Origin of the sequence: Zobellia laminariae (genome assembly GCF_030553095.1) — a bacterium.
Lineage (GTDB): Bacteria > Bacteroidota > Bacteroidia > Flavobacteriales > Flavobacteriaceae > Zobellia > Zobellia laminariae.
The window spans coordinates 5080451-5105607 of the sequence record NZ_CP130738.1; the positions used below are offsets into that span (position 1 = coordinate 5080451).

A 25157-nucleotide genomic window follows, 5' to 3' on the forward strand; every position below is an offset into this window, starting at 1 on the left:
GTATTATTGTACCACTTTGATCTCTATTTCTAAAATTAGGATAGGAGTAATGGTTATTTGACCACCACTTTCTGTCGCTATAAATTCGCCAGTAGCAGTTGAATACGCACCTTGAAATTGTATTGATGTAACATTTCCTGTAAATCTAGCCCCTTCAGGAATATCTATTACAGTAGAAGTCCATAATGTCAAAGGTCTATATTCATCAGCATGCATATCAGCCGGTGCCATATTTTTTACCATATTATATATGACACCATTAGATGGCGTACAACCATTAGTAGCATGAGCTAGGTTACCTCCATAAATTCTAGGTCTAGAATAATAGGCTCGATCTCCCCAAGTGTCGCACCCTACTCTATTGGGTGATGTATTGGCAGGGTAATCCGTAAAGGCAAAGAATTCACCTCTTAAATTGGTAAGTTCAAAGTAAGCTATATCTTGAAAATCTTTACTAAACTCAAAAGTCAATTCAACTTCAACAATATCTCTATTTGTAGCGTCTCCTTCAAATAAGTATGCTGCGCTTATTAAATCTTTTTCATCGCTCAAATCAAAACTTAACATATGCTCTGTAGAGCCATTGGTAGTTAAAACCGGTGCTGCGTTAATTACACCAGAATTTGAAGTGCCAGCACTATTATCATTAATAGTAATTTTAGTATCTATCAATGTAATGATATCCGAACCACCAGCAGCTAAACTAGCTGTATCATAAGTTAGATCAAAATAAAGGTTATCTAACGAAATACTATTTATAGAAGCAGTAGTGGTAATCTTCATTTGATCACCTGCTAAATATTTTTTAATACCATCTGTATTATCATCTAATACAACTTTAGTGGTCATGGTATCATCTGTCCAACCAGCGGTAAGTCTTCTGGCAGTAAAGCCTTCAATTGCAGGACCAACACAACCACCTGGGCAATGCGTGTATATATTTACTGTACCGCAATGAATGTCTTGTGTCCAACAAACACCAGCAGCACTTGTTGCCGTATAGTTCGTTTTATAAGGTATTGCTTGATTACCATTTGGACCACATGTAAAAGTCATAGGAAAATCTACCCATTCTTTGAATCTTCCTGCATACATGTCTGTTGTTGAATACGTTACTTCGTTTCCACTTTGCGTAAAACCAGCCGGTAATGGTGTTTGCAACGCCATACCTGTAGGTACTGTAAGTGTTATACTCCATACTGAAGAGGCATCATTAGAAAACATAGCAGTACCGTCTATAGTAGGTAAACCCGCTCCACCCGCATAGAATGCCGGGGCGATACTCACAACAAAATCCTCATTATCTACGATGTCTGTTGGTGCTTCTACCTCTGTAACATCTGTATAATCTCTAATAATATTGAAATACCCAATATCGATACGTTCAGGAATACGATCACTTTTACATTGATCTTTAAAATACGTATCTATATAGGTATGCTCCCAAGCCATGTAATCAAATCTAGACACACCACAATTATCTTTAGGTGTTACCGTAAAATCGAACGAAAACTCTGTAGCTTCCTGGTGGTAAATCATCAAACCAACCATCATTATCTAAATCATCAAAACCTCCCGGTCCGTCAGGGTCGGAAGCAAAAAAGTTTGGTGGAATAGAAACTGTATTACCAGAACCTCTTGTAGCATATACTGTACTTGGTCTATCTTGAGGTGTAAAAGAAATACCAGAAGCAAACCTAAAATTAGAAACATCTCTGGTATCATAGAAGTCAAAATCCCAAAGCGGGTTTGTAGCAGCAGTACTCACAGGAGAAGCATTTGCGCCACTACCAATATTAACACCTAAATCCAAAGCCATTGAACCTACAGCGGTGTTCGTATTTTCTATTCTAATCGTATAGGTAACTGCACCACATAAATCTGGTGTAGTAGAACCTACTTTGGAAATGGCTATATCCGGTACATTGGCACCAAAATTTAAAGAACCTGTTTGTGGTTCTGCCGCTTGGCACGTTTCGCCAGAGCTACAACCCCAATAGGTATTGTGTACTATAGCGGTATCTAAACAATCATCTACCCTAAAGGCTTCTTGGAAAATAATTACTTCGCCATTATCAAAGCAATTATTTCCATCACCAACAGTCCCTGCAAAAGGAGCTGCGTTTAAATCTATTTCGTAAGTTAGAACTTGTCCTGCTGTTGTAGCTGGAGTTAAAAGACTACCATTATAAGATAAGGTATACAGGTCATCTACATCTTCACCTAAATCTACATAATAGGTAAATGTTTCCGTACAACCATTACCACCTTGTGCTAGAGTAATATCTCTAGTGTACGATTCGCCAACATTTGCATCTACAGTTGGTATGGCAGAAATATTTAAAGAAGCGGCCAATAACGGATAAGAAGCTATAGTTACTTCCGTATCCGAATCTGAGTTAGCTCCACCGGCATCTTGAAAATTAATAGTATGTGCATCTTTGAATAACCCACCTGAGTTAGAATGCGCCACCGCATCACAATTTGCACTACGTTCAAAAGTAAAAGTTACTTCATCACCAACATCCCAATTTGCATCACTAGGACGCAAAATAGTAAAAATAGGGTCAGAAGGCGTACCACCCTCCCCTATTGAGTATTGATCTGAAGCAATTGGATTACCAAATGAATCTGTTTGCGAAGTTATACTTGCCGTCCCTGAGACATATTCCACACCGGGCGGAAGGTCAAAAGTAATACTGAAGTCATGACAAGTAGCATTCTGACCTCTAATAAGAACTTCTTCAAGAGAATTGTTGACTCCTCCACAGGTAGCCAAATTTTGAGGTGTCAATAGAACCGTGTATCGGTTACTATCGATTTGTGCGTTCGAATTGATAGCATAGAATAGTACAGCAATCAAGGTAAGAACACTAGTTTTAATGGAAAAATTCATAGTGCGGTGGTTAGTGTTAAAAATGTAGGTTTACCTTAAAAGTAGGTAAAAGACTACATATAAATAGTTAATGTTATCAAATATATCATTAGAAGAAAAAAAAACCACTATTTGTTGTCTGCCAAGTGATCATTGTATGTGAAAACCACTTTTCTGTATATGAGATAACGAAGGAATCGTGCACTTAATCGATAACCCCAATAATAACAATACTTTCAAGAGTATGTATTTATTAAAAAAAATGAGAATCAACTATAACGTTGTAGTAACTTACTTTATAATTCTAACTTTTAGTCCATAATTTGCGTTATTATTTAACAGTGAAAAAGTCTGTGAGCAAGTGTGAACGTCAGGCTGGGCAATAAATTAAGTTTTAAATAAAATGTAAGAATTTTTAATGCGATAATAGCCATATCTGCCCACCTCCTTTTAAAATAATTCTATACATTTACTTCTCTTATATTCCCACAATTGTATTATTTGTAGTTATGACCACAAGCTATCCTAGTGTACTTACCATAGCCGGAAGCGATTCTGGTGGTTGTGCCGGTATTCAGGCAGATATTAAAAGTATTAGTGCCAATGGCGCTTTTGCAGCATCTGTCATTACAGCTACTACCGCTCAAAACACGCAGGGCGTTTTTGATATTCACCCCATTCCTGTTACCCATATACGCAAACAATTAATTGCGGTTCTTGAAGATATTGATTTTGGCGCTATTAAAATAGGAATGCTCCACTCTGCAGATGTTATAGAATTGGTACAGAAAACCCTTAGGGAATACCCTATTAAGAAAATAGTTTTGGATCCTGTCATGGTGGCTACCTCTGGAGATAGACTTCTCAATAAAGCTGCACTAGGGAATTTGAAATCTTTTTTAAGCGATGCTTACCTTATTACTCCTAATATTCCAGAAGCTGAGATTTTAATCGATAAAAAAATAGATGCTCAGAAGCTTGGTGAGGCCGCAAAAGAAATAGGGAATACATTTAAAACTTCTGTTTTATTAAAAGGAGGGCATTTGGAAGATTCCGAACAAATGACCGATACCCTATTTTTATATGACACCCAAAAAAGCATTTCCATTTATAACAAAAGGGTACAAACAAAGAATACCCATGGTACAGGATGCACTTTATCTTCTGCCATAGCCGCACAATTAAGTTTAGGTCTTCCCTTAGAAGAGGCGGTAAAGAAAGCCTGCTCCTATTTAAATAAATCCATTACACAGGGTAAAGACAAAACTTTGGGTAAAGGCAACGGTCCGGTACAGCATTTTCCTAAATAAAAAAATGTTAAATTTTAAACTACATATCGATAAATACCGATATTTGCATCTATGGATGTAAAAGAAGCAGTTGAAATTAGTAAATGTTTATCTAATCAGACTCGAATGCAGATAATGGAATGGCTGAGAGAACCTGAAAAGAATTTCCCTCCTCATATTAGCATAGACCATTTTGATGATGGCGTCTGTGCTACATACATTCACGAGAAGTCTAAACTATCGCAATCTACCGTTTCAAATTACTTAACCAATATGGAGAAGTGTGGATTATTGGTTATGACAAAACACGGAAAATGGTCTTATTATAAAAGAAATGAGGCTTTAATTACTGATTTTGCAAAATATTTATTATAAAATTATTAACCAACAAATCGATATATACCGATATTACTATTTAAGATGAAGCTATTAATTGATGTTTTCGGATGGACGGGCTCGGGGCTCATCATCTTGGCCTACGCCATCACAATGATGGAGAATAGAAAGTATTTAGGCTACAGTAAGTACTTAAACCTACTTGGTGGATTATTAATCGCGGCAAACTGCTATTATTACAGTGCCATTCCCCCATTTGTATCCAACTTGTTGTGGAGTATTATAGCTACCCTTACTATTTATAAGACTCGGAAAAAAAGACCAAAGCAGAACAATAGAAAACGGTTGACCTAAAACAAAAGAGCTATGAGAATCTTGATTATTGGAGGACACGGAACCATCGGAAAAAAAGTAAGTGCTCATTTTTCTGAAGATAATGAGGTACTAATTGCCGGCAGAACCAATGGTGACTTCTTAGTAGATATAGAAGATAGTTCCTCTATTTCTAAAATGTTTGAGGAAACTGGCAAACTAGATGCTATTATTTGCATAGCCGGCGAAGCCAAATGGGCCAATTTTAATGACCTTTCTGAAGACGATTTTCATATTGGATTAAATAGTAAATTAATGGGGCAAGTAAACCTTGTTCGTCTGGGTCAAAAGGTTCTTAACCCTAAAGGTTCCATCACCCTAACTACTGGTATTTTGGCAGATGACCCTGTTGTAATGACTACCAGTGCAGCTATGGTAAATGGTGGCATTCATAGTTTTGTACAGGCGGTAGCCTTAGAATTGGAAAATGGAACTCGGGTCAACGCTGTTTCTTCAGGTATGGTAGAAGATGCTTACGAAAAGTATAAAGATTATTTTTATGGGCACAATCCTATTCCCATGAAAAAAGTAGTTAATGGATACGTTCGCAGTGTGAAAGGAAAGGGCAATGGCGAGGTCATTCGCATCTACGATTAAAACACCTTCTTTTATTACCCCCTATTTTGGCAACTAAACCTCGTTTATTTGCCAAAATCAACTGGTTTAAAACATATGTGGTAGTTTAAAAAATGTCTGTTGTCCTAGTTATGGCTATAAATTTAGAATTTACGGCCTCATTAGAACATGAGAACAGATGAAAACTAAAATCACTCCCGTTGTAACATTACTGCTTTACTTTTGTGCCTTTTTTTTATTTTCTTCTCAAAAAAATGCACCCGAAAAACCATCTTCAAATTGGGTAAATCCTTTTCCTAAAGATGGATTAGGCAAGAGTTATTCAATTACTCCAAATGACCTGCCCGATAATCAACAATTATTCAATATAAAAAAGAATAAAATAGAGGTTCTCTATGCTTGGAAAGGAGACGAAGCTCCCTTTGGAATGATTACCACTAATAAAGAATACAGTCACTTTAATTTTGAGCTAGAATACAAGTGGGGAGAACGCAAATTTGCCCCTCGCTTAGAAGCAAAAAGAGACGCTGGTATCGTCTTTCATATTGAAGGAGAAAAAGTTGTCTGGCCCACATGTCTTGAATGTCAAATTCAAGAAGGTGACACGGGCGATTTATGGGTTATTAAAGGCCCAAAAGTTAATTGGTTCCAAAAAGATGGTTCTACTTTATTATTAGATTCTAGTGGTGAAAAAGACTATCTAGAAGGTGATAAATACAGTAATCATGAAGTTGATGGCTGGAACAAAGTACGCGTAGAAGTAAGAGGTTCAAAAAGTGCCAAATTCTTTGAAAACGGACAATTGGTTAATGAGCTAAAAGACTTTTTAAATGCAGATGGCACTCCATTAGAAAAAGGAAACATTGCACTGCAAGCAGAAGGCTCTGAAATTATCTATAGAAATATCAGGATTCAGGAAGTAAAATAAGAACAAGCATACCCTATTTAAATGAAAAACAAGATTGCCATTCTTTTGGTATTGGCACTAACTGCTACATGTTGCGCTCAAGAAAAATTTGAGCCAGAATGGGAAAACCTCAAACAACATAAAGCTTCTCCTGAATGGTTTGCAGATGCCAAGTTAGGTGTCTATTTTCATTGGGGCGTATACAATGTTCCTGCCAATGGAAATGAATGGTACGGCCGTTTTATGTACGAGAATGACCGGGCAAAGACTTGGGGTAAAGATGTCTATGATTACCATACCAAAACCTACGGGAGAGATGTAGATTATCATGATTTTATACCCCAATGGAAAGCCAAAAAATTCTCTGCTAAACGTTGGGTGGATATGTTCGAAAACATGGGTGCAAAATTCATAGGAACCATTGCAGAACATCACGACGGATTTTCGCTTTGGGAAAGTGAAGTCAACCCTTGGAACTCCTTTGATAAAGGCCCTAAAATTGACGTGGTAAAGCATATTGGTGACGAAGTAAAGAAGCGCAACTTAAAATTTATGACTACTTTTCATCATGGATTTCACATGCATTTTTATCCTAAAAAAGAAAACAGTTTTCTTCGTCCTGTAAGCATGCATGCCGTAACTTATGATAACCCAGAAGTTCCTCAGGAAGATGAATACCGCATTCTTTACGGAAATACTACCTATAAAGAAGAATGTGATATCTGGCTAGGAAAATTGAATGAAGTAATAGATACTTATTCTCCTGATTATATTTGGATGGATTTTGCCCAAGGGTATATTCAAGAAGAGTATCGAAAACAATTTTTGGCCAACTATTTTAATAAAGCGAAAGAGCAAAATAAAGAGGTGGTAGTAAATACCAAAGGGTCATTTTTTCCAACGGATTTGGCTGTGGTGAATTTAGAAAGAGCTACAGTAAAAGATATTGCGCCAGAAGTTTGGGTAACGGATTTTCAATTGGGTAGCTCATGGGGCTATAATAAAGATAAACGTACTGCTTTAGACCCTAAAAAAGCCATTCGGATTTTGGCCGAAGTGGTGAGTAAAAACGGAGTAATGATTTTAGCCGCTGCCCCAATGGCAGAGGGTATTATTCCTGAAGAACAAGCCAAGGCAATGGAGGGAATTGGAGCTTGGTTAAAACTATACGGAGAGTCTATTTACAAAACACGTCCGTTTGTTGCGTATGGTCAAGGACCAACCGAATTGAAACGAAATCCAGAAGACGAGTGGAATGATTATGGAGCCATAAAAGCTGGTTTATACGACTTGAATTCAGCTGATATTCGCTACACCAAAAAGCACAAAACAGTCTACGCCATTCAATTGGGTTGGCCGGGTGAGAATACAGAAACGGTGCTGACAGTTTTTGCTAACAAAGCCAAAAATATGGACATCAAATCGGTTTCTGTATTGGGTAGCAAACAAAAAATAAAATGGAAAAAGACAGCAGAAGGCCTTTTGGTTACTTCTCCAAGAAAAATGCCTGCCGAAGCGGAAGCTGCACTAGTCTATAAAATAAATTTAAAGTAATAAGAACACAGATACAACTATGAATACAAAACTCATCTTTACATTAGCCATGGGTCTTATGACCACTTTACCGAGTATGGCACAAGAAAAAAAACCTAACATTATAGTAGTCTTAACGGATGACCAAGGTTGGGCAGATGTAGGCTTTAACGGAGCAACGGATATTCCCACCCCAAATTTGGACAAATTAGCCTCCCAAGGTGTGATTTTTGATAACGGATATGTTTCCCATCCGTACTGTAGTCCTTCACGCGCTGGACTTTTAACCGGTCGCTATCAGGCTCGTTTTGGTCACGATTGTAACATGCCATACCAAGCCGAAAACGATGACACGGTAGGCACGCCACTTTCCGAAAAAATGATTCCTGAAGCCCTAAAAGAACGGGGATATCGCACAAGCGCTATTGGAAAATGGCACTTGGGCGATCATTCTAGCCTTCACCCTACTCAACAAGGTTTTGACCATTGGTTCGGTTTTGCCGGTGGTGGAATGAACTATTGGGGCGTACCTGATGGCCCTATTAAAACCATTGTTAGAAATGGAAAACCGGTTCCTCAAAATGAATTGCGTTACCTAACGGATGATTTCACAGATGAGGCCATCGATTTTATTACCAAGAAAGATGATAAACCATTTTTCATGTACTTGGCATACAACGCACCACATGCTCCTGATCACGCTACCCAACAATATTTAGAAAACACAAAACATATTGAATATGGTGGGCGCAGTATCTATGCCGCCATGGTAAATGCTGTTGATGCAAACGTTGGGAGAATAGACTCTACGCTAGTTGCAAATGGTATGAAAGAAAACACAATTTTAGTATTTTTAAGTGATAACGGAGGACGTACGGAACATGCTGACAACCGACCGTACAGAGGCCACAAAGGCATGTTGTTTGAAGGTGGAATAAAAGTTCCTTTTTTCATCACTTGGCCAGAGAAATTGAAAGCAGGTCAACATTATGAGAAACCTATTAGCTCATTGGACCTTTTCCCAACTTTTCTAGAAGCCGCTGGCGGTGATATTACAAAAGAAACACAATTAGACGGCACTACCCTCCTACCCTATATTTTAGAAGGAAAAACCGGCACTCCCCATGAAAAATTGTTCTGGCGTTCCGTTGGCGGATTTGAATATGCCGTTAGAATAGGTGATTACAAACTTTATAAGAGTTCATACAAGAACAAAACGTTGCTTTTCAATCTAAAAAGCGACCCTTGGGAACGAACGGATATAGCAGATAAGAATCCTGAAAAAATTGCTGAACTAGAAAAAGCATACACGGCTTGGGATGCTAAAAACCTAGTTCCTATTGGTTAGACCCGCACCGTGAAAATGTTCTTAAAGAAGAAAAAGCTTTACAGAGCATGCGCAAAAAAGCCCAAGGTCCAACATTAGAATAAGAAGAAAATTATAATTTAGGAAGTATAAAATGAAACAGGACTTTAAATTAAAATTGTTAAAAAATTTGGTCATTATGCTCTGCATTTACGCCGCATCAACCGTATCCGGTTGGGCACAAGAGCAAGCAAATTTCATCTTTATATTAACGGATGACCAGCAGTACGGCCTCATGGGCTGTACGGGCAATACCATTGTAAAAACGCCAAACCTAGATAAATTGGCTAGTGATGGGGTTTTGTTCACCAATGCACATATAACTACTGCTATTTGCACACCAAGTAGAGCTAGTATTCTAACGAGTCAGTTTGAGAGAAAACACGGTATTAACTTTAATTCCGGCACCAGTATGTCCAAAGAAGGTTGGAACAACACCTATCCTATGGTTATGCGGGAAAATGGGTATTACACCGGTTGGGTAGGGAAAAACCATGTTCCTGTTGGAGAGGGTGGTTATGATAGCGGACTCATGGAAAAGAGCTTTGATTACTGGTACGCAGGCCATGGTCATCTGGGCTTCTATCCAAAAGACCGTCACAGTATTTTTAAAGATGCTAAAAACGACACCCAAGTAGAAGTGGTTGGTGAAGGAATTCAAGACTTTTTATCCAATGAGCAGAAATTAGGCGGGGCCATAAAATTCATAGACAACAGACCTACGGATAAACCTTTTATGCTTTCCGTGTGTTTTAACCTTCCTCACGGAGCAGGAACAGGTTCTATGCAAATGCGTGATTCTGACGATGAGATTTACAAAACGCTTTATCGCGACCAGAATATTCCGTTACCAGAAAATTATATCGCTAGAAAAGATATAAAAACACCAAAATTACCTGCAGAAATACATCACGCGGAAGACCGCCAGGTGGGTTATGATTATGTAGATACGCCAGAAGGTTTTAGAGAGCGTTATATACGCCAAATGGAAGCTATGACAGGTATTGACCGTCTTCTAGGAGAGCTTAGACAAACTTTGAAGGACCAAAAATTAGATAAGAATACCGTTATTATTTTTACTTCTGACCACGGTCTTTTTATGGGGCAATTCGGTCTGGGCGGGAAAGCGTTGTGTTATGAAGAAACCACCCATGTACCCATGATTATATTTGACCCAAACACAAAGAAATCTAAGCGTGGTAAAACTTCCGATGCTTTGGTACAGAGTATAGATATTGCACCAACCATGATGACTATGGCAGGCGTGACTATCCCAAAAACGTATCAAGGAAAAAACTTAACTCGACTTTTAGCAGGACAGGAAGAAGAAGTTCGCCCTTTTCTATATACCGAGAATTTATGGTCTACTCAGTTTGGTAATCCTAGATGCGAGTCTGTTCAAGACCACGAATGGAAATACATTCGGTATTATAAGAACGAGAATTTTTCGTCCCTAAAAAAGATAGCTACAGCTAAAGCCATGGGTATAAATACCAGTGCAATGCTTTATAAGGTACACGATCCGGATATTGCCGTATATCGTGATTATGCAGATGGACCGTTACATGGCGAACCAGCTGTCTATGAAGAGTTATTCAACTTAAAAAATGACCCAAAAGAGACCACCAATTTAGCCTCTGATGCCTCTAACAAGAATAAATTAGAAGAGTTGAGAAAAGTTTGGAAAACAGAAATTACCAATGCTAGAGGTAATGAATTTCCAAAGGTTCTTAGGTATACTTCGGACAGTGAAGGAGAAAGAGGCCTTATTATAGAACCTAAGTAATACTATATGCAAGGGATAGTACATTTTATTGATTTGTGTTATTGTTTTGGGGCAGTTGCATAACCAAAAGGACATAGGTGTAAGAAGTAAAGATCAGGGTGAAGTAAATAGCAAAAATGTTATTTTATGCACTCTTATGAACGTTAAGGCATAAGGTCCTTTAAAAAAAGTAATTATTCCGTAAAAGATATCATAAACAAAACAGATTTTATCACGGCTCCATACTTCTGTAAATGCTTTAATAAACAGTTTGAGATAGTACCTAGCAAATACGTAAAACAAATTAGCAAGAAGAAAGAATCTGCTGACTCCTAAAAAAATGTTGAAAGGTTCAATGAACACTATCTTGTTAAGACACTATTTTTTTATGCCCACGAAGTTAATAAGTATCTAAAATACACTTTAAGTCATGATTTAGTATATTTACAATGTCATTATTACCACAAACAATTTAACTCCAAAAATCAATCCTTTGAAAAATTTAACGCTTGCACTTATTACGGTATTGCTATTCTCCTGCAAGGCCGAAAAGAAAGAAATACCGCTTTCTAAACCCAATGTAGTTTTCATTTTCGCCGATGATATGACCTACTCGGCCATAAATGCCCTGGTGAAACAAAGAAATTAAAACTCCTAATCTAGATAAGTTAGTTCATAACGGAACCACCTTTACCCATGCTTTTAATATGGGCGGATGGAACGGTGCCATTTGTGCAGCATCTAGAGCCATGATCATTTCCGGACGTAAGCTTTGGGAAGTAAATGAGTTCCGTGAAAATTGGAGCAACGGAAAAGAATTTGATAAAACATGGGGTAAACTCATGGAAGGCGCAGGCTATGACACCTATATGACGGGTAAATGGCATGTTGACGCAAAAGCTCAAAACGTCTTTCAAAATGTAGTTCACGTACGTCCGGGAATGCCTTATGGTGACGCATGGGCTGCCGAGAATACCGGTTCCAAGTTTAAAACATTAAAAGAACAAGGTAAAAAACCCGCAGATATTATGCCTGTGGGCTACAATAGACCTCAAAACGAAAATGATACCGTATGGACACCTACAGATATGAAGTTTGGAGGATTCTGGCAAGGTGGCAAACATTGGAGCGAAGTTCTAAAAGATGATGCTCTTGGCTTTATAGACCAAACTAAAACTAGTGAGAAGCCTTTCTTTATGTATTTAGCTTTCAATGCACCACATGACCCGAGACAGGCGCCACAAGAGTTCGTAGACTTGTACCCTATAGATGATATTAGCGTTCCTGAAAGCTTTCTACCCCTCTACCCTTATAAAGATGGGATGGGTAATAGTCCAAGTCTTAGAGATGAAGCGTTGGCTCCTTTCCCAAGAACAGAATATGCCATAAAGAAACATACGCAAGAGTACTACGCGCTAATTTCACACCTTGATTTTCAAATCGGGGAGATTTTGGATGGATTAGAGAAAACCGGTAAAATGGATAATACCTATATCATTTTTACTGCTGATCATGGTCTAGCAATGGGTAAACATGGCCTTTTAGGTAAACAAAGTCAGTTTGACCATAGTATACGTGCTCCATTTATGATTGTTGGGCCTAAAGTTCCGGAAAACAATAAAATTGATTCTGATATCTATTTACAAGATGCTATGGCCACAACTTTAGAACTAGCTAGTATTGAAAAACCCGAATATGTATTCTTTAATAGCGTTTTAGACCTTGTAAAAGGAGAACGTAAGGAGAGCCACTACGACGCTATCTACAATGGTTATATAGACTTACAGCGTATGATTCGTAAAGACGGTTACAAACTTATTATTTATCCAAAAATGGATGTGGTTTTGTTATACGACTTAACAGCTGACCCAAAAGAAATGAATGATTTAGCAGCTAATCCTGAATACAAGGAAAAAATAGATACCATGTTTGCCGAGTTATTGCAACTCCAAAAAGATATGGAAGACACGCTAGATATTAGCAGCGTACTTGAAAACTACAGAGCAAAGAAATAAAATACCTTACTGAGTACCCTTACTACAACAGCCCTGTTCATATTCATATGAACAGGGCTGTTTCTTTGCTTAAAATTCAAGGAAAAAAGTCCCCAAACATACCCTAATCTTAGGCATGAACATAAAAAAAGTGCACCAACTATGAACGATTGATGCACTTAAAACTAACACAAAAAAACAATTTTATATAGAGCTTTACATTAAATTGAAATCTCTAACACATGGGCGTACTCGCCCGATTTTTCACATAATTTCTTAATCGATAGTGCTTCTTCTGTCTGCTCAAAATCAATTTTAGCATCACTACCCAATAATTTAACTCCTTTGATGTCTACACCTTCCGCAAATGCATTGGCGCTTCCCAAGGACTCAATATCAATCTTACCATTTTCTGGCCAAGCCAACATAATGGCATATAGCTTATCCCCTTTTTGAGTAAACCTGATATCTTGTCCTGTAAAATCCTTGTTTTTTCCTTCGGAATGATGTCCTTTTTTAACCTCTGTTGGACCTTCTCCAAAAGTTTTCCAATATCTAGTATCGTAGATAGCATCGCCGTTAACAGCTAACCAATCCCCTATTTGCAATAGAATTTCTTTTTGGTCATCAGGAATGGTTCCATCTGCTTTTGGGCCTACGTTTAATAGTAAATTTCCGTTTTTAGAAACGATATCTACTAAATCATCTATCAATTGGTTAGGAGTTTTAGAATCCCAGTTGGTAACATGAGACCAAGAATTTTTACCTATTGAAGTATCTGTCTGCCATGGCAACTCACGAATCAGGAAGTTTTCCTCTTTCTAGGTCATAGATCACAGTTCCTTCAGGAAAGGCTTCATGCCCAAAATTCTTATCATTTATTAAAACCTCTTTGCCCCATTCACGACCTTTGTTATAGTAGTATGCCGCCAATTTTGGTCTTAAGTCCGCAAAATCTTCAATATCTACATAGAAATCGAAATAAAGAATGTCTGGCTGATACGTGTCTACCAAATCAATAGTTCGCTTCCACCATCGTTCTTTAAATTCCTCCGAAACAGGCTGCGTTAAATCCTTTCCTTTACTAGAATACAAATCGGCATACTCAGGATCAACGGTATCAAACTTATCCTTCTTATTATAAAAAGACCAGTTAAAAGCAAAGTGAGAAGAAGCTCCCATTTTTAGGCCCTGAGCCTTACCTTCCTTAAAAAGTTCGCCCAATACATCTCTTTTGGGGCCCATATCAAATGAATTCCAACGTGTTGTATTAGATTTATACATAGCAAAACCATCATGGTGGTCTGCAACCGGAACTACATATCTAGCACCAGATTTCTTAAAAAGGGTTATCCATTCCTTAGCATCAAATTTTTCGGCCTTGAACATTGGGATAAAATCTTTGTAACCAAATTCCTTTTGGTCTCCCCACGTCTTTTTATGGTGCGTATAGGTTGCATTAGGTCCTTTCTTCCCTTTTTTAAGTGTGGCAGAAAAAGTAGCCGTATCCATATACATCTGTCTAGGATACCATTCTGAACCAAATGCAGGAACCGAATAGGCGCCCCAGTGAATAAATATCCCGAATTTATCGTCACTAAACCATTTAGGGTCTTTATAGTTTTTCTTGATAGATTCCCAATTAGGCTGAAAGACTTTAGTCGTATCAGCAGCACTTAATTGTGCTGTATCCTTTTGATTTTTTTTATCTGAACTGCCGCAGGAAGCTATACAGATAATGGCGACTGAAAGTGCCGCTAAATGTTTAAAATTCATAGTGTGGTTGTTATTGACGATACCATTTTATTTCGCCCTATTAGAAGTTGCTAAATTCTAATTTTATGCCCCATCTGCGAGCCACGAATGTGCTAAAGGTTATAACAAATGAACATTTACTCATGCTATTTTAAGCAACCTACATGCTTCTATTGGTTTATAACAAACCTAAAAACTAGACAAAACATTGACAAACCTTAATCTCTCATAAATCTCAATGTTTACTCTGTGACGCCCTAAAATCGAGACTCACTTATCTGAGCTTATCTAAAAAAACCATCTGTTCTATTCTTTCAGCTGTCCGTGGTCTTTTGCCTGAAAATTATTTTAGACTTTCACCACTATAATTATTAACGCAAAAATGATGTTGAGAAAAAGCTTTCTATTTATCCTTTTACTACAATTCAGTTTTTCTTTTGGTCAACTGAGTTCTGAAGCTACAAATGGCGATGTATCCTTTAATGGCGATTGGCTCTTTCAAAAGGGCGACCCTTCTGGAGCTGAAAAGTCCACTTTTAAAGATGCCGATTGGCGTAAACTGAATTTACCGCACGATTGGGCCATTGAAGGTCCTTTTGATAAAAAATATAATGCACGTACAGGTGGTCTACCGGTACACGGAACCGCTTGGTACCGCAAACATTTTACGATAGACAAAAAATATGCGGCTCAGCAAATAGCTGTGTTGTTTGATGGTGTTATGAACAATAGTAAGGTCTATATAAACGGAACGTATATTGGTGAGCGTCCTTTTGGTTATATGGGTTTTGAACTGGATTTAACACCATACATTAAATTTGGAGAGGACAATGTCATTGCTGTTAGAGTTGCCCCAGAAGACTTAGCTTCTCGCTGGTACTCTGGTACGGGTATCTATAGAAACACCTATTTAAAAATAAATAACCCCATCCACATTCCGCTTTGGGGAACCTATATTACCACGCCTGAGGTATCCGATGAAAGGGCTACTGTAAAAATTGAGACTACGGTAAAGAATGCCGTTGGTAAAGGAGCTTCGGTTACTTTAGAAACCAAAATAATTGACGGGCTTAATAACGTAGTGGCTTCTAGTAGTCAAAAAATCGGACTAGAAAAATCTTCGGAGAAAGTTGTTATAGATGAAATAGTAGTGAACAACCCCAACCGATGGGGAATTGAAAATCCTTATTTATATGATGTTGTTACTCAAGTAAAAAAAGGAAATACAATTTTAGATGAGTATAGTAGTACTTTAGGAATTCGGAGTATTTCCTTTGATGCCAAAGAAGGATTTCTATTGAATGAAGAGCCAGTTGAATTCAAGGGTGTATGTATGCACCATGACCTCGGACCTTTAGGAGGTACTGTAAATTACAGGGCTACCAAACGCCAAATGCAGATTATGCAAAGTATGGGCGTGAATGCCTTGCGTACAAGTCATAACCCACCATCGCCCGAAATGCTTCAAATCTGTGATAAATTAGGTATTGTAGTATTGGACGAAGCTTTTGATGAATGGAAAATACCAAAGGTCATTAATGGGTATAACAAGTTTTTTGACGAATGGCATGAGCGCGACTTAAGGGATATGATCAAAAGAGATCGTAACCACCCTTCTGTAGTAATGTGGAGTATTGGTAATGAAATCATAGAGCAACGCAAAAAAGACGGTTGGAAAGTTGCTAAAATGCTTAGCGATATTTGCCATGATGAAGATCATACCAGACCAACTACCGCAGGTTTCAATAATTACCCGGGAGCATTCAAAAACAAATTAGCCTATCAGATAGATATTGTAGGTCTAAACTATAAGCCTTTTGATTACGGGGAAGTGATTAGAGAAAACCCAGATATGATTGTTTACGGTTCGGAGACCTCATCGCAGACTAGTAGCCGTGGTACTTATGCCCTACCTATTACACATGACCATAAGAAGGAAACGTTAGAAGTTTCTAGTTATGACGTAACTGTTGGCCCACCATGGGCATATCCTCCAGATGTAGAGTTTGATGTACAAGCCGAAAACCCTACTTTTTTAGGGGAATTTATGTGGACGGGGTTTGATTATCTTGGCGAACCTACCCCTTACGGTGGTCGCGATAATTCTACAGATGGATATTGGAATGCAGATTGGCCAGTACACGCCTCTTACTTTGCTCCAGTAGATTTATGTGGATTTCCAAAAGACAGATACTACCTCTACCAAAGCCAATGGACTACAGAACCTATGGTTCACGTATTGCCACATTGGAACTGGGAAGGAAAAGAAGGTGAAGAAATTCCAGTTTATGCCTATACCAATTGTGATGAAGTAGAATTGATCGTGAACGGAAAGTCAATGGGTAAAAAAATAAAAGGAGTTGATACTACCGATATTCCAGCGGAATTCCGTGGATTTGAAAAAGGAATGTACACCTCAAAATATAGATTGAGTTGGAAGGTTCCTTACCAACCGGGAAGCTTAAGAGTTATTGGTTATAAAGATGGAAAAGCGGTAGCCGAAAAGATAATCAATACTGCTAAAAAAGCATCTAAAATACGCTTAACGGCAGACCGTACAGAAATAACTGCAGACGGAAAAGACCTTTCTTTTATTGAAGTCGATATTACAGATGCGGATGGAAACCTTATTCCTAATGCTGATAACCAAGTACAATTTACCATAGAAGGCGCTGGAATTCTTGCCGCTGTGGGTAATGGAAACCCAGCTTCTTTAGAGTCGTTTCAAGATGCTAAAATCAAGGCATTTAATGGAAAATGTTTACTCGTAGTAAAATCTACCGAAGCTGCAGGAAACATTACAGTTTCTGCTACTTCTAACGGATTGGAAAGCACAAAAACAATAGTTAAAACAAAGTGATTCAAATGAAAATATCTCGATTTTTCTGTTTTGCTATATGCTCATTATTTTATTTGCAGGCGGCAGCTACAGACTTTAATGTACTTGATTATGGCGCAAAGGCCGATGGTGTTATTATAGACACCAAAGCCGTACAAAACGCCATAGATGCCTGTACCAAAAATGGCGGTGGCAGGGTTCTAATTCCCGCTGGTAAAACAGTAGTAACAGGTACCATTTACTTAAAGGATTTTGTTACCCTTCATATTGAGAATGGAGCAACACTTCTTGGGAGTTCCAATTATGCTGATTATGCCACGGACACCCATAAAAACATGTACAAGAACGAACCTCATATGGATCGTTGCTTAATCTTTGCCAAAGACGCACATTCCATTGCTATTGAAGGTTATGGAACTATTGACGGGAATGGGCACAAAGAAAACTTCACCAAGAAAAAAGGTGGTAGGCCAATGATGATAAGGTTTGTAAATGTGAAAGACATTCATCTAAATGACATTACTCTTATCAATCCTGCGGCATGGACCTCAGCTTGGCTCTACTGTGATAATATTTCGGTGAGCGGAATCAACATCATAAGTCGCGTAAACAATAACGGAGACGGGCTGGATTTTGATGGATGTACAAACGTGCGCGTGAACAATAGTAATTTTGATAATAGTGATGATAGTATTTGCCTGCAAGCTTCAAGACCGGATAAACCTTGCAAGAATATTACAGTCAGCAATTGCCATTTTAGCACCAAATGGGGCGGAATGCGCATTGGACTCCTATCTCGCGGAAATATAGAATCGGTTACCGTTACCAATTGTACTTTTAAGGATATTCAGGATTCGGGACTTAAGATTCAACAATGTGAAGGTGGCGAAATGAAGAATATGGTTTTCAGCAATTTGGTAATGGAAAATGTACCACGCCCAATTTTCATGACTTTCGCACAACAAATTGCATCCGTAGATACACCTGAGGGCCAATTTGAGCCGCTAAAGAGTATGCACAACTTTAGCTTTAGCAATATTGTGGTAGACAATTCCAAGCTAGATAAAAACTCAGCCTTCTTTCTAACAGGCTTCCCAGGGCATTCAATTGAAGATATCACTATTAAAGATGTTCAATTTGTAGTTTCTGGTGGCGGGACTAAAGAAGATGCTCAAAAAACAGATATCAAAGAATACACCCCAGAAGTACTTAATGGTTGGTGGCCAGAATTCAGTTTAGTAGGTACCCTACCAGCTTCTGGACTTTATGCCCGTCACATAGATGGATTAGTTGTTGAAAATTTCAGCATAAAGACGGTAAACGAAGACAAAAGAGCTCCAATTGTTCTAAAAAATGTACAAAATGGCGAAATAAACAAGATTTACTTGAATAAAAAAATTGTTGCTAAGGAACAAATCCAAAGAAACTAAAATGAAAATCAAACTACATTATACAAGCCTATTAATCACTCTTATACTATTCGTGGGGTGTAACTCAAAAACAGATAATTACAATGCTGCTGATTTTGGTGCTATAGCCGATGGCAAAACATTAAATACAGAGGCTATTCAACAAGCTATTGATGCCTGTAACCAATATGGAGGCGGTACCGTAATACTTGAAAAAGGAGATTATGTTTCAGGTTCGCTGCTATTAAAAAACAATGTTACGCTTCATATTGCCGAAGATGCTAAACTAATTGGAAGTCCAAACCCATTAGATTATCAAAGCATTGATACGTTTACCGATGCTACGGGACAAAAAAGGGGCAATTGCCTTATTGGTGCAAAAAATGCTACAAACATTGCCGTAACCGGTAAGGGAACTATTGATGGAAACGGAGAAGCTTTTCTCTCAAAAAATATAAAGGCAAAAATTAAGGAGCTGAATATTACCGAAACCGAAGGTTTTGGTACAAACAGGCCTTTTCTTTTGCGCTTCGTAAATTCTTCACAGATAAAAGTACAAGATGTTCATTTACGCCAACCAGCTGCATGGACTTGCCATTTCTATCAATCCAATGATATTTTGGTGGACAACGTATCTATTTACAGCCATGCCCACAAGAACAATGATGGTATTGATTTAGATTCCAGTTACGATGCTGTTATTAAAAATTGCGACATCAACACAGGTGATGATGCTATTTGCATTAAAACTACGAGTCCAAAACCCACCTATAACGTAAAAGTTAGCGATTGTAAGCTCAGAAGTGACTGGGGTTCGATCAAGTTCGGAACCGAGTCTATGGGAGATATGTACAACATAGACATTAAAAACTGCCAGATTTATGATACCAAAGGTGGCGGAATAAAAATCCTAAGTGTGGACGGCGCCAATATTCACGATGTGACTATAGACGGCATTCAGATGGACCGAGTAGATATGCCTATTTTCATTAGGCTTGGAGAGCGTTTACGTACCTACCGCGATGCCGAAAAACAAGCGGTTGGCTCTATCACTAATGTAGTTATCAAAAATATTAAAGGCAATGCCCGGGTTTTGGATAGCTCTAGGGTAAAACCACCTTCGGGCATATTAATTACAGGAACTCCAAACCATAAAGTTGGTAAAATTACTTTAGAAAATATTGAACTGGAACTACCGGGCGGAGGCTCAGAAGAAGATACCATGGCCAAAGTTGTGGAAGATATTGAGAGATATCCAGAATTCAGCTTCTTAAAAAGTACTACCCGCCTACGGCCTCTACGGAAGACATATAGAAAATATACAAACCAATAACGTCGTGTTCACATTAAACGGTGACGACAAAAGAGAATCTCAAGTTTTAGTGGACACCAATACAACTCAATAAGAATAACATTATGAATATTAGAAATCAATTTTCCCTTTGCATTTTACTCGTTTTTAGTACGCTATTGGCACTTCCTGTTAGCGCTCAAAAACGTAAGACCAAAAAGAAAGACCAGCCCAATGTACTTATTATCTATACAGATGACCATCGTTTTTCAGGGGTACATGCTTTGGGTGGCATGCAAGTAAAAACACCAAATATGGACGCCTTGATTGCCGATGGAGTTTCATTTTCCAACGGTTATTTAATGGGCGCCTTTTCCGGTGCTACCTGTGTACCAAGTAGAGCCATGTTGTTAACCGGAAGGAACGTATTTGATCTAGAAGGACAAGGACACAGCATTCCTCCTGAACATACAACCATAGGCGAAGCTTTACAAGGCCAAGATTACAACACTCATATTGTTGGGAAATGGCATCAAGATAACGCTTCCTTGGCACGTTCTTTTGATTCGGGAGATAGACTAATGTCCAGAGGTCTATATCTAGTCGACCATTTTCGTATGCCTTTGTGGGACTGGAAAAAAGATGGTGACTATAAATTTGAAGATGGCTACCTATTGGAATATAATGAAAACGGAAAAATCGTTCGCAGACCAGTAACCAAAGAAGAGAAAAGAGGACCTACTGGTACGGAGAAAAATGGCCCGCATACCTCTGAAATCTTTGCTAAAAGTGCTTCTAAGTTTATTACGGATTATAAAAAGAAAGACCCGTTCTTCATGTATTTAGCTTTTCACGCACCACATGACCCAAGACAGGCGCCACAGAAATACAAAGACATGTATCCTGTTGAAGACATCGTACTTCCTCCTTCTTATATGGCGCAACACCCTTTTGATAATGGAGATATGTTCCTTAGGGACGAAGAACTAGCTGTATGGCCAAGAACAACAGAAGTTGCTAAACAAGAACTTTCTGATTACTATGCCATTATTACGCATCTAGATGACCAAATAGGTAAAGTCATTGCTTCATTGAAAGAAAGCGGTGCCTATGAGAACACCCTAATTGTTTTTGCAGGTGATAGTGGTCTTGCAGTTGGAAACCATGGTCTGATGGGGAAACAGAATATTTATGATGAAGACGGAGTTCATATTCCACTTGTTTTCTCGGGTAACCTTATAAAGGACAAGGGCAGTAAAAGAGAGGCCTTCGCTTACAATTTTGATATTTTCCCAACCATATTCGATTTTATTGGAGTTGACGCGCCTAGTTCTGTAACTGGGGAAAGTCTATTACCTGTTATATATAAAGAGAAAACCAGTTTTCGGGATTACACCTATCACGCATACAAACAATTTCAGCGCGCCTATAGAACAGGGGATTACAAATTAATTGAATACGTACGTGCCAATAATTATGATAAAAAGAACGGAGAAACCATAAAAGGTTCCCGCGTTACCCAACTATTCAATATAAAAAATGACCCTTGGGAAGTGTATGACCTTTCCTTCTTTCCTGAATATGCGGAACAAGTGAAAACGATGCGTAAAGAAATGAAAGAAAAAGCTAATGAATTAGGTGACACCAAAGAAAATATTGAGGGTGAGAAATATGGTTTTTGGGAATTTTATTGAATCCAGACTAATTAAAACAATTCCTAAATGTAATATTCATGAAACCCAAAAACGATGCTCCTACAAATAGCAAAGGAAGAATTGACTCGGAAAAATAAAAAATACTCCAATGATTATAAGAATAGCTTTTTTAATTTTCACATTTACAACAGGTAATCTCTTTGCCCAAGCACCACCAGAGACTCCGATTTCACCAGAACAAGAATCTCGCCAAGGACCACCTAAACCACCTATGGGTAAGCGATGGGTTTTAAATCCTGATTTTTCAGATGAATTTAATGGTACCGAATTAGACACTACCAAATGGTATGACCACCACCCCACTTATGGATTGGACGTCCACCGGGACTTTTTATGGTATCACAGGTTTCCGTGGGTGATGGCTTTCTGAAAATGACAAGTAAAAAACTTGAGAAGGATACCATAGTTCATGCCTATGGTAGAGACATTACTTTTAATGTTGGAGGGGCCGCTGTGGTTTCAAAAAAATCGACTCAATTTGGTTATTACGAATGTCGGGTAAAAGCTGCCGCTACAACCATGTCCACCACATTTTGGTTTTCTAGCTCTAATAATTTTACAGGCCCTAATGATTGCGATAAATATGGCTTAGAATGGGATATTCACGAATCTATTGGTCGTGAAGGTGATTTTAGCGGAAGCTACTTTGCTAGTGGCATGCACTCCAACGCACATTTCTGGTATACGGACTGCGATGGCGAAAAACATGATTACAGAGCCCCACAAGTAAAATTTGAAGACAGTAAACTTACCTCCGAAGATTTTAATATTTACGGTGGATGGTGGGAAAACGAAAGTACGGCCAGCTATTACTATAACAACCGGGCACCCAAACACCAAAAATTTTATGACAAGGTAAAGGATAAGCCTTTTGACCAACCTATGTATATGCGTTTAGTGAGTGAAACCTATCCTTTTCCGTGGATAGAAATTCCTACTGCCGAAGAATTAAACGACCCAAGCAAAAACACAGTGTACTATGATTGGGTTAGGGCCTATAAACTGGTTGATAGCAACAATCCAAATTCCGATGAAAAAAATCGTCTAAACCTTTACAATGAAAATGTATCGTTTGACAGTCCCATCATTGCCCAAAAGCAATCTGCCTCTATAGAAATACCTCTCACCTACAAAGCAAATAAAGACCGAGAAATTGAATTAAAATTATTTGATGATGAAGGTGAAAAAGTAGCCGAATCTAAGTTTATCGCTTACGCGGGATATGCCAATTTAACCTCTATTATTAAAGTCGATGAAAAATTATCTACAGACGTTCCTTATAAGCTAACCGCAAGAATTAGACCCGTAGATGGAGATAACAAAAGTACCATGGACGAGAGCACTTTATACATCAATTTGATAAATTAAAAAGACTTCAGTTTTATAATCCAAAGTAATATGAGCAAAAATGCCTTGTCTAAAGTAGTTCCATTAACCTTCTTTCTGATAGGAATGGGTATAAGCGGGCAAGCTCCTCAAAAAAGTGATTTCCTTTTCAAATGTTTAAAGGCAGAAAAAGTAGCTTTATTACTCCACAAACACCAGAACAAAATTATGAAACAGTATATTTTACTAGCATTAAGTTTGAGCGCTTTTGCAATGGCCCAAGCCCAAGAAAAGGCATTCCCCTATGAGTTGCCGGAAGAGAAACCCAACAGACCTTTGAGTGCCGCTTTGGAACGGAACTATGATAATTATTTAGGTGCCCGTCCCGAATCCAACGAATTGTACACCCAATTTAAATACACAGAACTTAAGGGTTTTGATTATAACGGTAATGACGGTACCATCTCGCGTAGAGACCCTTCAAAAGTGATTTTTGAAAATGGCAAATATTATATTTGGTACACCCACCGCGAAACTCCTGTAGCTCCAGTAGGTATCCCAAGAGTTGAGGAATCTAATGATACCATTCCTTCTGCAGATTGGGATTTAGCCGATATTTTCTACGCGACATCAAAAGATGGATTTACTTGGGAAGAGCAAGGTGTTGCAGTTCCTAGACCTCCAAAACCACAAGTAGGTTGGCGTTCCGTTACCACAACAGATGTTTTAAAATGGAAGGGCAAATACTATTTGTACTACCAAGCTTTTTCTGAAGCTCCGGGAAAAAGTGGTGGAGACAATTGTCCTGTTGCAGTTTCTTATGCCGATTCTCCAAACGGTCCTGGACACCTTTTAAGAAAGAAGTAATACCTAACGGCGCACCCGGTTCTTGGGACCAGTTTTCAATTCACGACCCCTACCCTATAGTACACAACGGTAAGATATACCTATACTACAAATCAGATTTTGGTAAAGTTAACGGTAAGAACAATGTACGTATGCACGGTCTTGCCTTTGCAGATGATCCGTTAGGTCCGTTTACAAAACATCGTTTGAACCCTATACTAAATTCAGGACACGAGACTACTTTATTTCCATTTAAAAAAGGAGTAGCCGCTTTTGCCATTAGAGATGGTAATGAGGCCAATACCATACAATATGCCGAAGATTGGGTGAATTTTGAAATCGCTTCTATGGTAGAAATGATGCCAGATGCCGGAGGACCTTTCGTTGCCGATGCTTTTACAGATACCAAAGATGGTCGTGGAATTACTTGGGGAATTTCCCATTTTGCCAACCCTACGCGCGACTGGAAAAAGAATCATGTGGTTCTAGTTCGTTTTGATTGCGACCTAAGTTTAGATGTTGATGATCAACAAATGAAACGCCACCACAATACTCCAAAGTTCGAGTATTTGTTAGAGCATGGACTCAATGCCAAACAGCGAGAACGTGTGAATAATGGAACAAAACAATTAAATGAAAACTAGCATATATATTCCTTTCCATTTTACTTTCTTATATAGGAACCTATGCTAAAGAAAAGCCATTAATTCCACAACAGGCCAATGAATATGTACAAATCTACAAGCCTGATGGCGATTATTTTTTCGCCCCTGATACACCAAACCTAAAAGAAGCAAAATGGTATGATGAATGGGTCCTTTTCATGCCATTCGCGAAGGTAATTTTAAACTAATCATGATAGCGGATAGTAAGAAAACCTAAAAGGACTAAAAGCAATTGAACTGTATGATTTAAAGGACAATGTACAAGAGAAGAAAAACAAAAACCTAATTAATGAGCCCG

At 38.3% G+C, this 25157-nt stretch carries 22 protein-coding genes; 18 read left to right on the forward strand and 4 right to left on the reverse strand.

Features of this window, described 5'->3' with window-relative positions; all coding sequences use genetic code 11:
• Positions 1 to 3 precede the first annotated feature (3 nt).
• Positions 4 to 1539, reverse strand: coding sequence for a hypothetical protein (locus tag Q5W13_RS24335; protein WP_304444875.1), 1536 nt, complete (start codon positions 1537 to 1539; stop codon positions 4 to 6).
• On the reverse strand, positions 1484 to 2896 hold the full coding sequence (locus tag Q5W13_RS24340; RefSeq protein ID WP_304444876.1) for a hypothetical protein: 1413 nt from the start codon (positions 2894 to 2896) through the stop codon (positions 1484 to 1486). Before Q5W13_RS24340 ends, Q5W13_RS24335 begins: the two co-directional genes overlap by 56 nt.
• Positions 2897 to 3384: 488 nt before the next feature.
• Here Q5W13_RS24340 and thiD point away from each other — a divergent pair, with 488 nt between their 5' ends.
• From thiD to Q5W13_RS24385, 10 genes are all read left to right on the forward strand, one after another.
• Positions 3385 to 4185 (forward strand): bifunctional hydroxymethylpyrimidine kinase/phosphomethylpyrimidine kinase, encoded by an 801-nt coding sequence (gene thiD / locus Q5W13_RS24345; protein WP_214611534.1) that lies wholly within the window; start codon positions 3385 to 3387, stop codon positions 4183 to 4185.
• A gap of 51 nt (positions 4186 to 4236) precedes the next feature.
• Complete coding sequence (locus Q5W13_RS24350) at positions 4237 to 4539, forward strand: ArsR/SmtB family transcription factor (protein WP_304444877.1); 303 nt, start codon at positions 4237 to 4239, stop codon at positions 4537 to 4539.
• Between the two features lie 45 nt (positions 4540 to 4584).
• Complete coding sequence (locus Q5W13_RS24355) at positions 4585 to 4854, forward strand: CBU_0592 family membrane protein (RefSeq protein ID WP_155596965.1); 270 nt, start codon at positions 4585 to 4587, stop codon at positions 4852 to 4854.
• Positions 4855 to 4866: 12 nt separating this feature from the next.
• A complete protein-coding gene (locus Q5W13_RS24360; protein ID WP_304444878.1) occupies positions 4867 to 5469 on the forward strand; it encodes a short chain dehydrogenase in 603 nt (200 codons plus the stop codon).
• A 157-nt stretch (positions 5470 to 5626) separates the two neighbouring features.
• A complete protein-coding gene (locus Q5W13_RS24365) occupies positions 5627 to 6376 on the forward strand; it encodes a 3-keto-disaccharide hydrolase (protein WP_304444879.1) in 750 nt (249 codons plus the stop codon).
• A 21-nt stretch (positions 6377 to 6397) separates the two neighbouring features.
• A complete protein-coding gene (locus Q5W13_RS24370) occupies positions 6398 to 7909 on the forward strand; it encodes an alpha-L-fucosidase (protein ID WP_304444880.1) in 1512 nt (503 codons plus the stop codon).
• Positions 7910 to 7928: 19 nt separating this feature from the next.
• Positions 7929 to 9236 (forward strand): sulfatase-like hydrolase/transferase, encoded by a 1308-nt coding sequence (locus Q5W13_RS24375; RefSeq protein WP_304444881.1) that lies wholly within the window; start codon positions 7929 to 7931, stop codon positions 9234 to 9236.
• Positions 9237 to 9393: 157 nt separating this feature from the next.
• Positions 9394 to 11040 carry a sulfatase-like hydrolase/transferase gene (locus tag Q5W13_RS24380; RefSeq protein WP_304444882.1) on the forward strand — a complete coding sequence of 549 codons (1647 nt, stop codon included), beginning with the start codon at positions 9394 to 9396 and terminating at the stop codon, positions 11038 to 11040.
• Positions 11041 to 11512: 472 nt separating this feature from the next.
• On the forward strand, positions 11513 to 11668 hold the full coding sequence (locus tag Q5W13_RS25655) for a hypothetical protein (RefSeq protein WP_368662378.1): 156 nt from the start codon (positions 11513 to 11515) through the stop codon (positions 11666 to 11668).
• Positions 11669 to 11726: 58 nt separating this feature from the next.
• Positions 11727 to 13034, forward strand: a complete 1308-nt coding sequence (locus Q5W13_RS24385) for a sulfatase-like hydrolase/transferase (protein WP_368662379.1) — start codon at positions 11727 to 11729, stop codon at positions 13032 to 13034.
• Positions 13035 to 13234: 200 nt separating this feature from the next.
• On the opposite strand, the gene Q5W13_RS25660 is transcribed toward Q5W13_RS24385, so the two are convergent.
• A complete protein-coding gene (locus tag Q5W13_RS25660; protein WP_368662380.1) occupies positions 13235 to 13807 on the reverse strand; it encodes an alpha-L-fucosidase in 573 nt (190 codons plus the stop codon).
• A gap of 1 nt (position 13808) precedes the next feature.
• On the reverse strand, positions 13809 to 14789 hold the full coding sequence (locus Q5W13_RS25665; RefSeq protein WP_368662381.1) for an alpha-L-fucosidase: 981 nt from the start codon (positions 14787 to 14789) through the stop codon (positions 13809 to 13811).
• 361 nt (positions 14790 to 15150) lie between these two features.
• Between Q5W13_RS25665 and Q5W13_RS24395 the strand changes: the two genes are divergently transcribed.
• The 8 genes from Q5W13_RS24395 to Q5W13_RS25675 all read left to right on the forward strand — a co-directional run bounded on the left by Q5W13_RS24395 (position 15151) and on the right by Q5W13_RS25675 (position 24838).
• Positions 15151 to 17628 carry a glycoside hydrolase family 2 TIM barrel-domain containing protein gene (locus Q5W13_RS24395; RefSeq protein ID WP_304444883.1) on the forward strand — a complete coding sequence of 826 codons (2478 nt, stop codon included), beginning with the start codon at positions 15151 to 15153 and terminating at the stop codon, positions 17626 to 17628.
• 5 nt (positions 17629 to 17633) lie between these two features.
• Positions 17634 to 19037: a glycoside hydrolase family 28 protein gene (locus tag Q5W13_RS24400; RefSeq protein ID WP_304444884.1), complete on the forward strand. Its 1404-nt coding sequence runs from the start codon at positions 17634 to 17636 to the stop codon at positions 19035 to 19037.
• A gap of 1 nt (position 19038) precedes the next feature.
• A complete protein-coding gene (locus Q5W13_RS24405) occupies positions 19039 to 20349 on the forward strand; it encodes a glycoside hydrolase family 28 protein (RefSeq protein ID WP_304444885.1) in 1311 nt (436 codons plus the stop codon).
• Between the two features lie 83 nt (positions 20350 to 20432).
• Positions 20433 to 22001 (forward strand): sulfatase family protein, encoded by a 1569-nt coding sequence (locus Q5W13_RS24410; RefSeq protein ID WP_304444886.1) that lies wholly within the window; start codon positions 20433 to 20435, stop codon positions 21999 to 22001.
• Between the two features lie 109 nt (positions 22002 to 22110).
• On the forward strand, positions 22111 to 22392 hold the full coding sequence (locus tag Q5W13_RS24415; RefSeq protein ID WP_304444887.1) for a hypothetical protein: 282 nt from the start codon (positions 22111 to 22113) through the stop codon (positions 22390 to 22392).
• The gene (locus tag Q5W13_RS24420) at positions 22356 to 23390 is read left to right on the forward strand and encodes a family 16 glycosylhydrolase (RefSeq protein ID WP_497582251.1); all 1035 of its coding nucleotides are present in this window, start codon (positions 22356 to 22358) and stop codon (positions 23388 to 23390) included. The genes Q5W13_RS24415 and Q5W13_RS24420 overlap by 37 nt, the downstream gene beginning before the upstream one ends.
• Positions 23391 to 23420: 30 nt before the next feature.
• A complete protein-coding gene (locus Q5W13_RS25670) occupies positions 23421 to 24215 on the forward strand; it encodes a glycoside hydrolase family protein (RefSeq protein ID WP_368662382.1) in 795 nt (264 codons plus the stop codon).
• A gap of 131 nt (positions 24216 to 24346) precedes the next feature.
• Positions 24347 to 24838: a glycoside hydrolase family protein gene (locus Q5W13_RS25675; protein ID WP_368662383.1), complete on the forward strand. Its 492-nt coding sequence runs from the start codon at positions 24347 to 24349 to the stop codon at positions 24836 to 24838.
• Positions 24839 to 25157 lie beyond the last annotated feature (319 nt).

What these genes read in the sequence shown, in the direction of transcription:
- Q5W13_RS25670 (WP_368662382.1), top strand. Translation starts at nt 23,421, where the DNA reads ATGAGCAAAAATGCCTTGTCTAAAGTAGTTCCATTAACCTTCTTTCTG.
- Q5W13_RS24405 (WP_304444885.1), top strand. Translation starts at nt 19,039, where the DNA reads ATGAAAATCAAACTACATTATACAAGCCTATTAATCACTCTTATACTA.
- Q5W13_RS24375 (WP_304444881.1), top strand. Translation starts at nt 7,929, where the DNA reads ATGAATACAAAACTCATCTTTACATTAGCCATGGGTCTTATGACCACT.
- thiD (WP_214611534.1), top strand. Translation starts at nt 3,385, where the DNA reads ATGACCACAAGCTATCCTAGTGTACTTACCATAGCCGGAAGCGATTCT.
- Q5W13_RS24355 (WP_155596965.1), top strand. Translation starts at nt 4,585, where the DNA reads ATGAAGCTATTAATTGATGTTTTCGGATGGACGGGCTCGGGGCTCATC.
- Q5W13_RS24395 (WP_304444883.1), top strand. Translation starts at nt 15,151, where the DNA reads ATGATGTTGAGAAAAAGCTTTCTATTTATCCTTTTACTACAATTCAGT.
- Q5W13_RS24365 (WP_304444879.1), top strand. Translation starts at nt 5,627, where the DNA reads ATGAAAACTAAAATCACTCCCGTTGTAACATTACTGCTTTACTTTTGT.
- Q5W13_RS24415 (WP_304444887.1), top strand. Translation starts at nt 22,111, where the DNA reads ATGATTATAAGAATAGCTTTTTTAATTTTCACATTTACAACAGGTAAT.
- Q5W13_RS25665 (WP_368662381.1), bottom strand. Translation starts at nt 14,789, where the DNA reads ATGAATTTTAAACATTTAGCGGCACTTTCAGTCGCCATTATCTGTATA.
- Q5W13_RS24385 (WP_368662379.1), top strand. Translation starts at nt 11,727, where the DNA reads ATGGGCGGATGGAACGGTGCCATTTGTGCAGCATCTAGAGCCATGATC.
- Q5W13_RS24360 (WP_304444878.1), top strand. Translation starts at nt 4,867, where the DNA reads ATGAGAATCTTGATTATTGGAGGACACGGAACCATCGGAAAAAAAGTA.
- Q5W13_RS25675 (WP_368662383.1), top strand. Translation starts at nt 24,347, where the DNA reads ATGCACGGTCTTGCCTTTGCAGATGATCCGTTAGGTCCGTTTACAAAA.
- Q5W13_RS24420 (WP_497582251.1), top strand. Translation starts at nt 22,356, where the DNA reads ATGGTATCACAGGTTTCCGTGGGTGATGGCTTTCTGAAAATGACAAGT.
- Q5W13_RS24370 (WP_304444880.1), top strand. Translation starts at nt 6,398, where the DNA reads ATGAAAAACAAGATTGCCATTCTTTTGGTATTGGCACTAACTGCTACA.
- Q5W13_RS24335 (WP_304444875.1), bottom strand. Translation starts at nt 1,539, where the DNA reads ATGATTTACCACCAGGAAGCTACAGAGTTTTCGTTCGATTTTACGGTA.
- Q5W13_RS24400 (WP_304444884.1), top strand. Translation starts at nt 17,634, where the DNA reads ATGAAAATATCTCGATTTTTCTGTTTTGCTATATGCTCATTATTTTAT.
- Q5W13_RS24410 (WP_304444886.1), top strand. Translation starts at nt 20,433, where the DNA reads ATGAATATTAGAAATCAATTTTCCCTTTGCATTTTACTCGTTTTTAGT.
- Q5W13_RS24380 (WP_304444882.1), top strand. Translation starts at nt 9,394, where the DNA reads ATGCTCTGCATTTACGCCGCATCAACCGTATCCGGTTGGGCACAAGAG.
- Q5W13_RS24350 (WP_304444877.1), top strand. Translation starts at nt 4,237, where the DNA reads ATGGATGTAAAAGAAGCAGTTGAAATTAGTAAATGTTTATCTAATCAG.
- Q5W13_RS24340 (WP_304444876.1), bottom strand. Translation starts at nt 2,896, where the DNA reads ATGAATTTTTCCATTAAAACTAGTGTTCTTACCTTGATTGCTGTACTA.